General features: G+C 63.1%; 15 protein-coding genes. 11 read left to right on the top strand and 4 right to left on the bottom strand.

What is annotated here, in order from left to right:
- Positions 1 to 210 precede the first annotated feature (210 nt).
- The 9 genes from AAC071_RS08745 (at position 211) to AAC071_RS08705 (ending at position 8,433) form a co-directional block, all read left to right on the top strand.
- A complete protein-coding gene (locus tag AAC071_RS08745; protein WP_339831742.1) occupies positions 211 to 1,179 on the top strand; it encodes an NAD-dependent epimerase/dehydratase family protein in 969 nt (322 codons plus the stop codon).
- A 66-nt stretch (positions 1,180 to 1,245) separates the two neighbouring features.
- Positions 1,246 to 1,623: a DUF423 domain-containing protein gene (locus AAC071_RS08740; RefSeq protein ID WP_339831740.1), complete on the top strand. Its 378-nt coding sequence runs from the start codon at positions 1,246 to 1,248 to the stop codon at positions 1,621 to 1,623.
- Between the two features lie 77 nt (positions 1,624 to 1,700).
- Complete coding sequence (locus AAC071_RS08735; RefSeq protein ID WP_339831738.1) at positions 1,701 to 3,191, top strand: FAD-dependent oxidoreductase; 1,491 nt, start codon at positions 1,701 to 1,703, stop codon at positions 3,189 to 3,191.
- Positions 3,192 to 3,231: 40 nt separating this feature from the next.
- Positions 3,232 to 4,203, top strand: coding sequence for an alpha/beta hydrolase (locus AAC071_RS08730; protein WP_339831737.1), 972 nt, complete (start codon positions 3,232 to 3,234; stop codon positions 4,201 to 4,203).
- Between the two features lie 104 nt (positions 4,204 to 4,307).
- Positions 4,308 to 4,676: a hypothetical protein gene (locus AAC071_RS08725; RefSeq protein ID WP_339831735.1), complete on the top strand. Its 369-nt coding sequence runs from the start codon at positions 4,308 to 4,310 to the stop codon at positions 4,674 to 4,676.
- Between the two features lie 46 nt (positions 4,677 to 4,722).
- On the top strand, positions 4,723 to 5,133 hold the full coding sequence (locus tag AAC071_RS08720; RefSeq protein ID WP_339831733.1) for a nuclear transport factor 2 family protein: 411 nt from the start codon (positions 4,723 to 4,725) through the stop codon (positions 5,131 to 5,133).
- A 171-nt stretch (positions 5,134 to 5,304) separates the two neighbouring features.
- Entirely contained in the window at positions 5,305 to 6,663 is a 1,359-nt protein-coding gene (locus AAC071_RS08715) for a glycosyltransferase family 4 protein (RefSeq protein WP_339831732.1), read from the top strand.
- Positions 6,629 to 7,345, top strand: a complete 717-nt coding sequence (locus AAC071_RS08710) for a methyltransferase domain-containing protein (protein WP_339831730.1) — start codon at positions 6,629 to 6,631, stop codon at positions 7,343 to 7,345. Before AAC071_RS08715 ends, AAC071_RS08710 begins: the two co-directional genes overlap by 35 nt.
- A gap of 2 nt (positions 7,346 to 7,347) precedes the next feature.
- The gene (locus AAC071_RS08705; protein WP_339831729.1) at positions 7,348 to 8,433 is read left to right on the top strand and encodes a prenyltransferase; all 1,086 of its coding nucleotides are present in this window, start codon (positions 7,348 to 7,350) and stop codon (positions 8,431 to 8,433) included.
- Here AAC071_RS08705 and AAC071_RS08700 read toward each other — a convergent pair.
- Entirely contained in the window at positions 8,413 to 9,033 is a 621-nt protein-coding gene (locus AAC071_RS08700) for a class I SAM-dependent methyltransferase (protein WP_339831728.1), read from the bottom strand. The two genes, AAC071_RS08705 and AAC071_RS08700, sit on opposite strands and share 21 nt — an antisense overlap.
- 130 nt (positions 9,034 to 9,163) lie before the next feature.
- Between AAC071_RS08700 and AAC071_RS08695 the strand changes: the two genes are divergently transcribed.
- Complete coding sequence (locus tag AAC071_RS08695; protein WP_339831727.1) at positions 9,164 to 9,715, top strand: hypothetical protein; 552 nt, start codon at positions 9,164 to 9,166, stop codon at positions 9,713 to 9,715.
- On the opposite strand, the gene AAC071_RS08690 is transcribed toward AAC071_RS08695, so the two are convergent.
- Genes AAC071_RS08690 through AAC071_RS08680 form a run of 3 tightly spaced genes read right to left on the bottom strand, consistent with a single transcriptional unit; the run spans position 9,712 to position 12,260 of the window.
- Positions 9,712 to 10,728, bottom strand: a complete 1,017-nt coding sequence (locus tag AAC071_RS08690; protein WP_339831726.1) for a threonine/serine dehydratase — start codon at positions 10,726 to 10,728, stop codon at positions 9,712 to 9,714. The two genes, AAC071_RS08695 and AAC071_RS08690, sit on opposite strands and share 4 nt — an antisense overlap.
- Positions 10,689 to 11,291 carry a histidine phosphatase family protein gene (locus AAC071_RS08685; RefSeq protein WP_339831725.1) on the bottom strand — a complete coding sequence of 201 codons (603 nt, stop codon included), beginning with the start codon at positions 11,289 to 11,291 and terminating at the stop codon, positions 10,689 to 10,691. The genes AAC071_RS08690 and AAC071_RS08685 overlap by 40 nt, the downstream gene beginning before the upstream one ends.
- On the bottom strand, positions 11,292 to 12,260 hold the full coding sequence (locus AAC071_RS08680; protein ID WP_339831723.1) for a magnesium transporter CorA family protein: 969 nt from the start codon (positions 12,258 to 12,260) through the stop codon (positions 11,292 to 11,294). It abuts the gene before it with no gap.
- A gap of 306 nt (positions 12,261 to 12,566) precedes the next feature.
- Between AAC071_RS08680 and AAC071_RS08675 the strand changes: the two genes are divergently transcribed.
- Complete coding sequence (locus AAC071_RS08675; RefSeq protein WP_339831720.1) at positions 12,567 to 13,883, top strand: DEAD/DEAH box helicase; 1,317 nt, start codon at positions 12,567 to 12,569, stop codon at positions 13,881 to 13,883.
- Positions 13,884 to 13,945: the final 62 nt, after the last annotated feature.

The raw sequence follows: 13,945 nt of genomic DNA, 5'->3' as shown, positions 1-13,945 counted from the left end.
CAGGTGCTGGATATATGAATGCAGGTGCTGCCGGCCGGGCACATGGCCCCTGCCGATGAGAATGACCGTGACGCCCGTCGCAAGTCGAGAACAACAACACCGACGCGAAGCTGCCGCAACGTAAATCGATTGCACCCGTTACGGCTTCGTCCTTCAATTTGTCCCGATTGCCGGCGGTCGGCCAGAACGCGCAAAGACAGGGAGACGACCATGAAGATATTCATCACCGGCGCATCGGGGTTCGTCGGCGGCGCGGCGGCAAAGCGGCTTGCCCGGAGCCATGACGTCCGGGCGCTTTCGCGATCCGAAAAGTCGGACGCGATCATCAGGGAACTGGGCGCGACGCCCGTTCGGGGCAATCTCGGCAGCGTCGACGCGACCATGCTTGAAGGCATCGACGCGGTCGTCCATTGCGCGGCCAAGGTCGAAACCTGGGGCCGCATGAAGGAATTCGAGGACATCAATGTCGCGGGCACCGAACGCCTGCTGCAGGCGGCGCGCAAGGCGGGCGTCGGACGTTTTGTGCATATCGGTACGGAGGCCGCGCTTTTTTACGGCCAGTCGATGGACAATCTCGACGAGACGGCGCCGATGGCCCTCGCCTCGCCCCTGCCCTATCCCCGCACCAAGGCACGGGCCGAACGTCTGGTGCGGAACGCCAACGGCGATGGCCTCACGACGATCGTGCTGCGCCCGCGCTTCATCTGGGGGCCGGGCGACCAGACGCTGCTGCCCGCGCTGAAGACGATGGTCGAGGCCGGTCAATTCACCTGGATCGATCGGGGCCGCGCCGTCACCGATACCGCGCATATCGAGAACGTGGTTCATGCGATCGAACTTGCATTGACCCAGGGGCGCGGCGGTGCAGCCTATTTCATTACCGACGGCGGCGAACCGATTTCGTTCCGCGAAATGATGACGAAAATGGCGGCCACCATCGGCCTTGAGCTTCCCGACAGGAACATGCCGGGCTGGCTTGCACGCGGCACCGCAAAGCTTCTCGATTTTGTCTGGCGCGTGACCCTGCGCCGCACCCCGCCGCCTATCGATCCGCATACGGCGGCACTGCTGTCACGCAACTGCACGCTGAAGATCGACAAGGCGCGGCACGAACTCGGCTATGAACCGGTAATCACACGCGAAGCTGGCATTGCCGCCCTGATGCCTGCCGGACACTGACCGGCATTGCACATTGGTCCGCTTTGTCCGATGCTCCGCCCAACGATTTCAACGGAGAACGATCACATGCGGCTCTGGCTGACCATTGGCGCGCTGAGCGGCCTTGTCTCGGTGGCGCTCGGCGCCTTCGCGGCACATGGACTGCAGGCACGCGTCGGCGCGGCGGAACTTGCTGCCTTCGAAACCGGTGCGCGTTATCACATGTTTCATGCGCTGGCCCTGCTCGCCGTCGCATGGGTTGCGGCCCAGGGCGGCGGCACCTTCGCGCAGGCCGCAGGCTGGGCCTTCTTTGTCGGCACCATTCTCTTTTCGGGCTCACTTTACTATCTGGGCCTCACCGGCAGTCGCGCCCTGGTGCTGGTGACGCCGATCGGCGGCATCGCCTTTCTGGCCGGGTGGCTGGCGCTGGCCTTCTCGGCATGGACGCTGAAAAACGGCGGCTGATCCACTGCCCCTTGCATTAAAATAGACCGCGGTCTACTTTCCTGCCGAGACCGGAAAGTCGAGGCGGAGACAAGCAGATGGCCGAACGGATTCTGGTGGTTGGCGGCGGAATTGCCGGCCTTTCGGCCGTGCTGGCGCTGGCCCGAGCCGGCCGCGAGGTGACGGTGCTGGAGCGCGACCCGCCGCCGCCCGACAGCTCGGCCGACGAAGCCTTCGAGGCCTGGGAGCGCAAGGGCGTCGGCCATCTGCGTCACAGCCATGCCTTCCTTGCACGGCTGCATATGCTGATCCGCGACAACTATCCCGAACTGATGAACGACCTGCTGGCCGCCGGCTGCCGGGAAATCGTCTTTGCCGACAATCTGTCGCCGATGCTGCGTCAGCACTATGTGCCCGCCCCCGGCGACGAGGACATGACGATCCTGACCAGCCGCCGCACGACGCTGGAACTGGTCATGCGGCGCTATGCCGGCCGTCAGCCCGGTATCCGGTTCGAGACCGGTGCGCTGGTACGCGGCCTGCTGACCGAACGGCAGGAGGGCAGGCTCCGTGTGACCGGCGTCACGGTCGAGCGCAACGGCGAGCGGCAAGACTGGCCGGCCGATATCGTGATCGATGCCGCCGGCAAGAACAGCCAGATGATCGAATGGCTCAATGAAGCCGGCGCCGGAATCACGGAAGAAGACGCGCGTGCCGGCATTCTCTATTTCACCCGGCACTATCGCCTGCCTGGCGGCGCCAGCGAACCCGAGCGCGGCAAGGTGCCGGGCGCCGGCGATCTCGGCTTCATCAAATATGGCGTCTTTCCCGCCGACAATGGCTGCTTTTCGATCACGCTGGCAGTGCCCGAGATCGAAATCGAACTGCGCAAGGCGGTCGTGCGCCCCGAGATCTTCGACCGGATTTGCGCACAATTGCCGGGCATCGCGCGCTGGACCGCAACCGCCGAACCGGTGAGCCGCGTTTTTGGCATGGGCGAACTGATCAGCCGCTGGCGTCACATGACGGCGAACGGCGAACCACGCGCGCTCGGCTTCTTCCCGATCGGCGACAGCGTGATCCGCACCAACCCGCTCTATGGACGCGGTTGCTCCTTTGCCGCCATCGCTGCCGAAGCGTTGCGCGACGCTCTCGACCTGCCGGACGCTGCCGCGCGCGCCGTCTACTATCACAAGCGTCTCGCCGAGGATCTTCGTCAGTACTATGACGACATGGTCAAGCAGGATCTTGCCGCCACCCGGCGCGCCCGCAACGCCATCGATCCCGACTACAGACCGGGCCTCAAGGCGCGGGTCATCAAGAGCTTCGCCGAAGATGCCATCACCCCGGCACTGCGTGGCGATGTCGAATTGCTGCGCGCCTTCATGCGCGCCTTCCACATGGTGGATCGGCCCAATCTCTGGCTGCGCAATCCGCGCAACATCGCGAAGATCCTGCTTGCCTGGATGCGCGGGAAGAGGCGCAATGCGGCCTTCTATCCGCCGAAGCTCGGCCCCGATCGCGCAGAGATGATGACGTCGCTCGGCCTGTCGCCAACCGCCGACGCCGAACGCCTGAAGGCCGCATGAGAATTCAGACAGACAATATTCGAAACCCGGAGGAACGGCCATGAAGTTTCCCGAGCCGCATTACGTCGAGACGAACGGCATCAGAATGGCCGTCTACGAACAGGGGCCAAAGGACGGCGTGCCCGTCGTGATGTGCCACGGCTTTCCCGAACTCGGCTATTCCTGGCGTCATCAGTTGCCCGCCGTCGCCGGCGCCGGTTTCCGCGCCATCGCACCGGACCAGCGCGGCTACGGCAATACCGGCGGACCGAAGGGCCCCGACGCGGTTCCCCTTTACGACATCGCGCATCTGACCGACGACCTTGCCGGCATGCTCGATGCTCTTGGCATCGACAAAGCCGTCTTCGTCGGACATGACTGGGGCGGCATGGTCGCCTGGCAGATGCCGCTGCGCCACCCCGACCGCGTGGCCGGCGTCATCGGCGTAAACACGCCTTTCATCCCGCGTGGCCCCGTTGACCCCATCGCCGCCATGCGGATGGTCTACGGCGAGGACATGTACATCGTCTATTTCCAGCAATTCGGGGTCGCCGAGAAGATCTTCGACGCCGATGTCGCCCGCTCGATGCGCTTCTGGTATCGCAAAAGCGCCATGAAGCTCGCCGATTTCGATGCCCTGCCCGCCGACCAGAAAAACCTTTCATTCCTGAAATCATTCGAGACCGACGAAAGCACCTGGCTCGGCCAGCCGCTGCTGACCGCTGAGGAGCTCGACTACTACACAAGGGCGTTCGAAAAATCGGGCTTCGAGGGCGGCATCAACTGGTACCGCAATTTCACACGCAACTGGCAACTGACCGAAGGTCAGGTTCAGACGATCGAGGTTCCCTGCCTGATGATTTCGGCTGCCGACGACTTCGTGCTCCGGCCTGAACTTACAATCGGCATGGAAAACCATGTGCCCGATCTCGAAAAGCATGTGATCGCCGATTGCGGCCACTGGACCCAATCGGAAAAACCCGAGGAACTGAGCCGGCTGATGGCGGACTGGCTGAAGCGCCGTTTCGGCTGAATCTCACCCGAACACGACTTGCACCATGCGTCCGAACTGATCAAAATGACCGAATTCGAATAAACGGTCATTTTGATCTTCGGGAGCATGTCGGCATGGAATGGATGGAACGCCTCCTCGCCGATCCTGCCTTGCTGCGCAACTTTCTGACCTGGCTGATCTTCGTCAATTCGCTGGCGGTGTTTTTCTTCTTCCACCATTTCGCGGCCCGGGCATTGCTGACGGCATGGCTTGCCAATCTGCTCCTGGTTGACACGGTTTTCTCGGCCGGCGCCGCGCCGCTGAGCCATGTGCTGCTCTGGACACCACTGCTCGCCTGGCTGGTCTGGCGCAATCCGGATTTCGCCCCGCGCTCACCGCTGGGGATTTGGCTGATCGCGGTGTTCGCCTCAAACCTCGTCGGCGTCGCTATCGGGTATGCAGCACTAATCGGCAGCGGCGGTCCGGCAACCGCCATGCTCGCAGGACTTTGAAATCCTGATAGACTAATCATGTTGGTCTCCATCATCGGCATGTCTCATGACCATTGCACGCGATCGCGCCGCCTTGCTGTTCGCCAACGAGACTTTCTATCGTGCTTTCGCCGAGCGCGACCTGACACTGATGGAGGCCCTCTGGGCCGAAACCGAACCTGTAAGCTGCCTGCATCCCGGCTGGCCGCCGGTAGAGGGACGCGAAGCGGTCCTGCAAAGCTGGCACGCCATTCTGACCGGCCCGGCGAGCCCGGACATCCATTGCCTGCACGCCCGGGCCGGTATTCACGGTGATACGGGCATCGTCATCTGCTACGAAAGGATCGGCCCGGATTATCTGCTGGCGACCAATATATTCGTCCGGGACGGACAGGACTGGCTTCTGGTCCATCACCAGTCAGGCGCGGCGCCCGACCCCGAGGAAGACACGCCGGTACCTCGCCAGCGGCTGAATTGAGTTGAAATACCCCTCGCTGACATTCTTGTTAGCGGGTTGTTGCCTTGTCGCGATGCCGTTATGATCCGCCGCGCCAGACTGCGGCGCAGCATGGGGTATATCTGGCATATATCCGCATGGGCCGATCCGGACGCCGCCGGCGCACACCAACGAAAGACCGAGGAAATTTGAATGTCGCAGGCGCTGGAGCGCAATGAGACGGATGACGCGCTGGCCGGGCCCGCGAACAAATCCAACGTCGAAATCCCGAAGCTGGCCGCCATTTCGGGCGACCGGCCGCTTCGTATCCTGCTGCCGAGCTATCGCTCGAACCCGACCACCGGCGGCCAGGGCGTCTATATGCGCCATATCGCCAAGGCGCTTGCCGAACTCGGACACCAGATCGACGTCATATCGGGACCGCCCTACCCCGAGCTCGACCCGCGCGTGAAGCTGATCAAGCTGCCGTCGCTCGACCTCTATGCCAATCCCCACCCGATCAAATCGATCCGGCCATGGATGCTCGCCTCGCCCATCGATCTCTTCGAATGGTGGAGCCACGCAACCGGCGGCTTTTCCGAGCCCTACACCTTCGGCGAGCGCATGGCGCGCTATGTGCGCGGCACCGTGCAGGACTACGACGTCTGCCACGACAACCAGACGCTGTGCTGGGGCTTGTTGAAGATTCGCGACATGGGCCTGCCAACCGTCGGCACGATCCATCACCCGATCACCATGGACCGCCGCATCGACATCGAGCACGCACACAGCCTGAAACTGAAACTTCTGAAGCGCCGCTGGTATTCCTTCCTCAACATGCAGATCAAGGTCGCGCGCAAGCTCGACCCGCTGATCGTCGTCTCCGAAAGCACGCGCCGCGACGTGGCGCGCGAATTTGGTGTCGATGCTTCGAAGACACGACTGGTCCTGCACGGCATCGACCACATTCAGTTCCACCCCATGCCCGACGTGAAGCGCCGCGACGACCTGATCGTCGCCTGCGCCAGCGCCGACGTGCCGTTGAAGGGCCTGATCTATCTGATCCGCGCCTACGCGGAACTTCTGAAAACGCGGCCGCACCTGAAACTACGGGTCATCGGCCGCCTCCGCGAGGGCAATACCTCGCACGAGCTCCGCACGCTCGGCATCATGGACAAGGTGGAATTCGTCAGCGGTGTCACCGATGACGATATCACGCGGATTTACAACGAGGCGACGATCGCCGTCTCGCCGTCCGTCTATGAGGGGTTCGGCTTTCCTTGCGGCGAAGCCATGTCTTGCGGGACGCCGGTCATCGCAACCGATGGCGGTTCGCTTCCCGAGGTCGTGGGCGATGCCGGCATTGTCGTCCCTCATTCCAACCCGCCGGCTCTCGCAAGCGCAATCGCCGCGATGCTCGATGATCCTGAAATGCGGGCGCGCTACGGCGAGGCGGGACGCGAACGCATCCTCGCCAAATTCAAATGGGAACGAGCGGCGCGCGAATGCGTCGATATTTACAGGCAGACAATCGCAGATGCAGACAATCGACTTGAACGTGCTCGGGCTTAGGGACGGCCAGCGCGCGCTCGACCTCGGTTGCGGCGCCGGCCGGCATGTCCATGCCATGTACTACCACGCGGAATGCCATGTCGTCGGGATCGATCTCGGTTTCGACGACGTGAAGCGCACGCGCGAAGGGTTCGGAACTTGCCCCGACATGGACCCCGACACACGCCGCAGCTTTTCGCTGTCGGTCGGCAATGCGTTGTCGCTGCCCTTTCCGGACGCCAGCTTCGACAAGATCGTCTGCTCGGAAGTCCTGGAACATATCCCGGACTACAGACAGGCGGTGGCCGAGATCGAGCGCATTCTGAAGCCGGGCGGCACACTCGCTGTCAGCGTACCGCGCTATTTTCCCGAATGGGTCTGCTGGAAACTCTCGGACGACTATCACAACGAACCGGGTGGCCATGTCCGCATCTTTCAGGAAAGCGAATTGAAAGACGCAGTCGAGAAGCGTGGCCTCTCCTTCTTTCACCGGCATTTCGCGCACGGGCTGCATTCGCCCTATTGGTGGTTGAAATGTGCCGTCGGCGTGAAGCGCGATGACGCGAAGCTGGTCAATCTCTACAAACGCTTTCTGGAATGGGACATTCTCGAGCGTCCGTGGCTGACGCGGGCGCTCGAGCGCGTTGCCGGACCGCTGATGGGCAAGAGCGTCGTCCTCTATTTCACAAAGGGAGCGGCGTGACCATGGCCCATCTGACCTGGGGCGATCCGATTCCGGAGGACTTCTTTCTCGGATCGCGTGCACGCATTCTCGAGTTGCAGCGGGAGAATGGCGCCATCCCCTGGTACGACGGCGGGGTCGTCGACCCGTGGAACCATACCGAAGCCGCGATGGGCCTGACGATACTCGGCGAGATCGAACATGCACGCCGCGCCTTCCGCTATCTGGCCGACACCCAGTTGAAGGACGGCTCGTGGTGGGGCCAGCTTGGTTCGGCTGTGCCCTTCGACGACGAGGAGCAACGCTTTACCGGCGAAGAAGCCGATGCCGGCCACCATATCCGTGACACAAATTTCGCTGCCTATATCGCAACCGGCGCCTGGCACCATTTCCTTGTGACGCGCGACCGCAAATGGCTGGCCACCATCTGGCCGCATGTAAAGGCCGCGATCGGCTTCGTGCTCGCTCATCAGAGCCCGCATGGCGAAATCCGCTGGGCCGCCGCCGATCCGCATACACCGGAAGACGATGCGCTGATCACTGGCTGCTCCTCGATCTACAAGAGCCTCGAATGCGCCGCGCATATCGCCCGCGAACTCGGCGAGCCATCGCGCGACTGGATGGCGGCCCGCACACGCCTGGGCGAAGCGCTGCGCGACAAGCCGCACCGTTTCGACCGTACCTGGGAGCCGAAGGACCGCTATTCGATGGACTGGTACTACCCGGTTCTGGCCGGCGTCGTCACCGGCGAGGCGGCCCGAAAGCGTCTCGACTGGAAATGGGACATCTTCGTTGCCGAAGGCAAGGGCTGCCGCTGCGTACTCGACCAGCCATGGGTCACCGTCGCCGAGAGCGCCGAACTGACCATGGCACTTCTGGTGGCCGGACGGCGCAAGGAGGCCGAAGCCATGCTGTCCTGGCAGCATCAATGGCGTGCCGATTGCGGCGCCTACTGGATGGGCTACCAGTTCGAGGACGATGTGGCCTGGCCGGCCGAGAAGCCGGCATGGACCGCCGCCGCCGTCATCCTCGCCACCGACGCCGTGACCGGCGCAACGCCCGCGGCGCGCCTCTTTGCCGAACGCACGCTAGCCGAGGCGGCGGAGTAACCGCAGGCTCTTCACGGATTTCTGTTCCGCAAACAGGTTCGACGCCAACGCCATCTTGCAGATCTCGTAGGGCGGGCGACCGCCATCCTTCGGGTCGGGAAAGACATCGTGGATGGCGAGGATGCCGCCCGGCATCACACGCGGCGCCCAGAGACGATAATCGGTCAGCGCCGGCTCCATGCCGTGCCCCCCATCGATGAACACCATCGCCAACGGCGTCGCCCACTGTTTCGAGACAATAGCGGAAGGCGCAACCAGCGGCACGACCGTGTCTTCGAGCCTCGCCATGCGCATGGTCCGGCGGAACAGCGGAAAGGTGTTGAGACGATCCGTCTCAGGGTCGTAGAGCGCTTGGTCATGGTGCTCCCAGCCCTTCTGGTTTTCCTCCGATCCGTAGTGATGGTCGAGCGCGTAGAGAACCGCGTCGTTCGCCTGGCAGGCGACCCCCATATAGACCGTCGACTTGCCGCAATAGGAACCGATCTCGAGCACCGGGCCGCGCCGCGACGCCTCCATGGCCGCGTCATGCAGTGCCCAACCCTCCTGCGGGTCCATGAAGCCCTTGACCGCCTCGATATCGATGGGGAGTACCCGCTTCAAGACATTGCCCTCTTGTCGTTGCTGCCGGAAACCCCGGCCCGCCTTCTCTAGCCTCTCGCGAGGCGTCGAAGCAAACGGTTAAGCAATACCCTGGATAATGGTGGCACAAGCCTCCCCCGGAGCGGAACGCATGAGTGAACCGGCATACACCGCAGTACCGGACGATTATGAAGCCATCGAACAGGCGGTGCGCGAAACGCCGCGCGGCCGCTGGTTTCTGGAGGAATTCGCCCGCCGCCATCGGGTGGCCGATACTGCCGAAGTCCTTGACGCCATTGGAAAACTTGCCCGCGACGCGGATGCGGGCGCGCGCCTCGGCTTCGTCTATCACGAAGCGCTCGAGTTGCATCGCGCGCTGACCGAAGCACAAGCTGAACTTGCCGAAGCCAAGCCCGGCGAAGAGACCGAGGGCCCCGCCACAATTGCCGAGACGGCCGCACGTGCGGCAGCCGACATTGTGCATGCCGCCGAACGGCTCCAGGAAATCAGTGAAAAACTACGCAGCAGGAATGTCGAGTCCGATCTCTGCGACGAAATCGAGACTCATGCCGGCGGCATTTTCATGTCCGCATCCTATGGGGCATTGACCGGCAAGCGCATCGCCATCGTGGCGGATGCCTTGCGCCGGATCGAGGAACGCCTCGCGCGCGTCATCGAGCGCTGGGAAGCTGAACTCGGCTAGCCGGCAATCGTCCGGCAAAATGGTGCGGGATCGGCATTCCCACCACTGAGGATCAGGACAACCGATTTGCCCGCCGCATCGAACCGTCCAGCCAGCACCGCCGCCAGTGCCACGGCACCGCCGGGCTCGACCACCAGCTTCAATTCCTCGAAGGCGAAACGCATCGCCGCCGCCACTTCGGCGTCGCTGACCGCCACGCCACCGGCAAGGCGCGCGGCGTTGATCGCGAAAGTGAATTCGCCCGGCATCGGCGCCAGCAATGCGTCGCAAAACGATTGCCGACCCACCTCGTTGCCGAGCCGCTGTCCCGCGGCCAGCGACCGCGCATGATCGTCGAAGCCTTGCGGTTCGACGCACCAGACTTTCGCATCGGACATGGCGGCGCCGAGCGCCAGCGCCGTCCCGGCCGCAAGCCCGCCGCCGCCAGCCGGCACCAGCACCGCGTCGAGCGCGACGCCAAGCCGCCCCGCATCCTCGGCGATCTCGAGCCCCACCGTGCCTTGCCCTGCAACGATGTCGGGATCGTCATAGGGTGGCACGATGACGGCGCCGCGGTCGGCGGCGATCCGCCTCCCGATGGCCTCCCGATCTTCGTTGATGCGATCATAGAAAATGACTTTGGCGCCAAGCCCCTCGGTACGTTCGATCTTGAGGCGCGGCGCATCTTTCGGCATGACGATTAACGCGGGAATGTCGAGAATCCGCGCCGCTGCAGCAACACCCTGCGCATGATTGCCCGAAGACCATGCAACCACGCCGGCACGACGCTCGGCCATCGAGAGTTGCGACAGACGATTCCAGGCACCGCGAAACTTGAACGACCCTGTTCTCTGCAGAACTTCCGGCTTGATGAGAACCCGGCCGTCGATGCGCGCATCAAGCGTCGGAAATTGAAGCAGTGGTGTCCTGACGGCCACACCGGCCAGGCGTGACGCCGCCTGGCGTATGTCGGCGATATCCGGCACGCGCATGGTCAGGCCGCCAGATCGAAGTTGATGCAGCCAACGCTCCATTGCGCAGTGCCGTTGATCTCACGGTGCCCGAGCCGCGTGATCGACAGCGGCGCAACCTCGATGCGCATTGCGGTGGCAAGATCGATGTCAAGCGCATGAGAAATAGCAATGCGAACGGCCCCGGCATGCGCAATCGATATGAGTGTATGCCCTGCATAATGGGCCGTCAGGCGATCGATCCCGGCCGCAACGCGCACCGACATGTCGGCAAAACTCTCGCCTTCGGGCGGGCGGATGTCGGCCGGCTGCGACCAGTCGAGCGTCCGGTTGGCCGCGAAGACATCGTTGAACCCCATGCCCTGCCAGCGTCCATAGTGCTGGTCGTTGAAATCGCCGACCACCACCGGATCAACGCCGGCTTTCAGCGCCAGCGCCGTCGTCCGCGTACGCGTCAGCGGCGAGGACAGCCATACGGCAACCGGGGGCAGCCGACGCGCAACGGCCGCTGCCAGCGCCGCGTCGACTGGCTCCGCTGCCACGTCGAGCTGCCCGTAATAGCGGCTCTCACGTCCCTGCACCGGGGCATGAACGATCCAGATCCACTCGGTCCGCACACCCGCCATCTAGAGCCAACCGCGCTGCTTGAAGAAAAAATAGGGCCCAACGGCCGAGAACACCATCATCAGCAGTGCCAGCGGATATCCGATTGGCCAAGCGAGTTCGGGCATGAATTCGAAGTTCATTCCGTAGATGCTGGCGATCAGCGTCGGCGGCAGGAAGACGACAGCAGCCACCGAGAAGATCTTGATGATGCCGCTCTGCTCGTTGTTGATGAGACCCAGCGTCGCGTTGAGGATGAAGCTGATATTGTTGGCGATGAAACTCGCATGATCGCTGAGCGCCGTCAGGTCGCGCGAGGTGGTCTTGAAGGCTCTCTCGGTCGATTTCGAACGTCGATCCGTGGCGGGCCGCGCGATGAAGCTGACCAGCCGTCCGAAGCTGACCAGACTCTCACGCACCTGCGACGTCAAGGCATGGCTGCGGCCGATGCGCCGCAGGATCTCGTCATAATTGCGTTTTGTCTTGCCGCCTTCATGCGGAAAGATCTCTCCTGACAAGGTATCGATATCCGACTGGACACGCTCGAGAATATCGGCGACACGGTCGACAATGGCGTCGAGCAGCCCGGCCAGAACCTCCTCGCCCGTCGCACAGGGCACGCTGTGCCTGCGTGCTTCCGACGCATAGTGACGAAAGGGTGTCGGCTCCGCATAGCGCAACGTGAGCAGGCGATGACCGGCAAGCACAAATGTCACGGGCACGACTTGCGGCCTCGGCGTGTCGGCCTGCGTCACCATGGCCGCTGTCATATAGGCCACCTCGTCCTCGAGATAGAGCCGGCTTGAGACCTCGATCTCCTGCATATCGGCTTCGGTCGGGACATCGAGGCTGAGCTTCACATCGACAAAGGTAAGCTCTTCTTCGGTCGGCTGAAGCAGATCGATCCAGACCGCTTCCGTAGGAATGGTCTCGCCTGCGGCAACCGGAACGGGAGAGAGCGCGCCGTTGACGGGGATATAGGCTGTGATCATCGAATCTTCCGCATCGCTCCTGCAATTTGAACGATCATGCCCACTCGTGCTGCCCGCGACAATCCGTCCCGCCAGACCGCATTAAGGTTTTACGAACCCTTTCGTTCTTGACTTCGGGAGCCGAAAGGCTCATCTACGCCCTATCTGGCTTCGTGTGCGCGCTCTGCGCTGCCTCCCGGCACCGCCTAACCCCGAAGCATCAGACCCTTTCCTCGATTCCAAGCGCGTTGGAACGCGGCAAGACCCCGCGTGAAGCGACGGCCATAGTGGCCGGCGCAAGACGTTTGACTTGTGAGAATGTTACTTATGACTATGAAGACCTTCGCGGATCTCGGCGTTGCCGAGCCGCTCTGCCGCGCGCTTGCGGCGCAGAACTACACCACCCCCACCCCCATCCAGGCTCAGTCGATTCCGGCCCTGCTCGAAGGTCGCGACCTTCTCGGGCTCGCCCAGACCGGCACCGGAAAGACGGCCGCCTTCGTGCTGCCGATTCTGCAGCGCCTCGCTGCCAGTCAGCAGACAAAGCGTCCCGCAAAGGGCGCCCATGTCGTCATCCTGGCACCGACGCGCGAGCTGGCGGTTCAGATCGGCCAGAGCATCGAGACCTATGGTCGGAACCTGAAGCTTCGCCACACCGTCATTTTCGGCGGCGTCAACCAGTTCCGCCAGGTGAAGGCCTTGGCCGGTGGCGTCGATATTATCGTTGCGACGCCCGGTCGCCTGCTCGACCTGATGAACCAGCGTCATGCGGATCTCAGACAGGCCTCGGTTCTCGTTCTCGACGAGGCGGACCGCATGCTCGACATGGGTTTCATCCACGACGTCAAGAAGATCGTCGCGGCCCTGCCGAAGACGCGCCAATCGCTGCTTTTCTCGGCGACGATGCCATCGAACATCGAACATCTGGCCGCTGACATTCTCAACGAACCGGTCCGCGTCGAAGTGCGGCCCGAAATCATCACCGTCGACAAGATCGACCAGCGCGTTCTGCATGTAGACGGCAAGCGCAAGCGCGAGCTTCTGACAAAACTGCTGGACGACAGCGAACTGAGCCGGGTCATCGTTTTCACGCGCACCAAGCATTGCGCCAACCGGGTCAGCGAGCAGCTCGAAAAGACCGGCATCGCCGCTGAAGCCATTCACGGCAACAAGTCGCAAGGTGCCCGCCAGCGGGCCCTGGAGCAATTCCGTACCGGCAAGGCACGCGTCCTGGTTGCGACCGATATCGCCGCCCGCGGCATCGACGTCACCGGCATCACGCATGTCATCAACTATGAATTGCCGAACGAGCCGGAAAGCTATGTACACCGTATCGGCCGCACCGCGCGCGCCGGCAAGAGTGGCGTCGCGATCTCCTTCTGCGACGCCTCCGAGCGTTCGCATCTGAGAAGCATCGAAAGGCTGACCAAGCGGCCGATCACCGTGGTCGCGACCACTGAATGGCTCGGCGACCAGGTTGCCCTTCCGGCCGGCGAACCGTCCGACGATCGCCCGGCCCGCAACGGCCCGCGCGGTCCCCGCCACCAGCCCGGCAAGCCCCGTCGCTTCGGCAAACCCGGCGCCGGACGTGGCCGGCCGCAAGGCGGTCAGAAGCAGAGCCGCCGCCAGGCAGCCACCGCCTGAAGGCATGCCGGTTTCGATCGACACGACATGAAAAGAAGCAAGGCCCTGGATATACCGGGGCC

The sequence above is a fragment of the uncultured Parvibaculum sp. genome (genome assembly GCF_963975745.1).
In the GTDB taxonomy this organism is placed as follows: Bacteria; Pseudomonadota; Alphaproteobacteria; order Parvibaculales; family Parvibaculaceae; genus Parvibaculum.
This window is presented reverse-complemented; position numbering and strand designations above follow the sequence as displayed.

Bases quoted from the DNA above. Each gene is read 5' to 3' on its own strand.
- AAC071_RS08745 (WP_339831742.1), top strand. From the start codon at position 211: ATGAAGATATTCATCACCGGCGCATCGGGGTTCGTCGGCGGCGCGGCG.
- AAC071_RS08740 (WP_339831740.1), top strand. From the start codon at position 1,246: ATGCGGCTCTGGCTGACCATTGGCGCGCTGAGCGGCCTTGTCTCGGTG.
- AAC071_RS08735 (WP_339831738.1), top strand. From the start codon at position 1,701: ATGGCCGAACGGATTCTGGTGGTTGGCGGCGGAATTGCCGGCCTTTCG.
- AAC071_RS08730 (WP_339831737.1), top strand. From the start codon at position 3,232: ATGAAGTTTCCCGAGCCGCATTACGTCGAGACGAACGGCATCAGAATG.
- AAC071_RS08725 (WP_339831735.1), top strand. From the start codon at position 4,308: ATGGAACGCCTCCTCGCCGATCCTGCCTTGCTGCGCAACTTTCTGACC.
- AAC071_RS08720 (WP_339831733.1), top strand. From the start codon at position 4,723: ATGACCATTGCACGCGATCGCGCCGCCTTGCTGTTCGCCAACGAGACT.
- AAC071_RS08715 (WP_339831732.1), top strand. From the start codon at position 5,305: ATGTCGCAGGCGCTGGAGCGCAATGAGACGGATGACGCGCTGGCCGGG.
- AAC071_RS08710 (WP_339831730.1), top strand. From the start codon at position 6,629: ATGCAGACAATCGACTTGAACGTGCTCGGGCTTAGGGACGGCCAGCGC.
- AAC071_RS08705 (WP_339831729.1), top strand. From the start codon at position 7,348: ATGGCCCATCTGACCTGGGGCGATCCGATTCCGGAGGACTTCTTTCTC.
- AAC071_RS08695 (WP_339831727.1), top strand. From the start codon at position 9,164: ATGAGTGAACCGGCATACACCGCAGTACCGGACGATTATGAAGCCATC.
- AAC071_RS08690 (WP_339831726.1), bottom strand. From the start codon at position 10,728: ATGGAGCGTTGGCTGCATCAACTTCGATCTGGCGGCCTGACCATGCGC.
- AAC071_RS08685 (WP_339831725.1), bottom strand. From the start codon at position 11,291: ATGGCGGGTGTGCGGACCGAGTGGATCTGGATCGTTCATGCCCCGGTG.
- AAC071_RS08680 (WP_339831723.1), bottom strand. From the start codon at position 12,260: ATGATCACAGCCTATATCCCCGTCAACGGCGCGCTCTCTCCCGTTCCG.
- AAC071_RS08675 (WP_339831720.1), top strand. From the start codon at position 12,567: ATGACTATGAAGACCTTCGCGGATCTCGGCGTTGCCGAGCCGCTCTGC.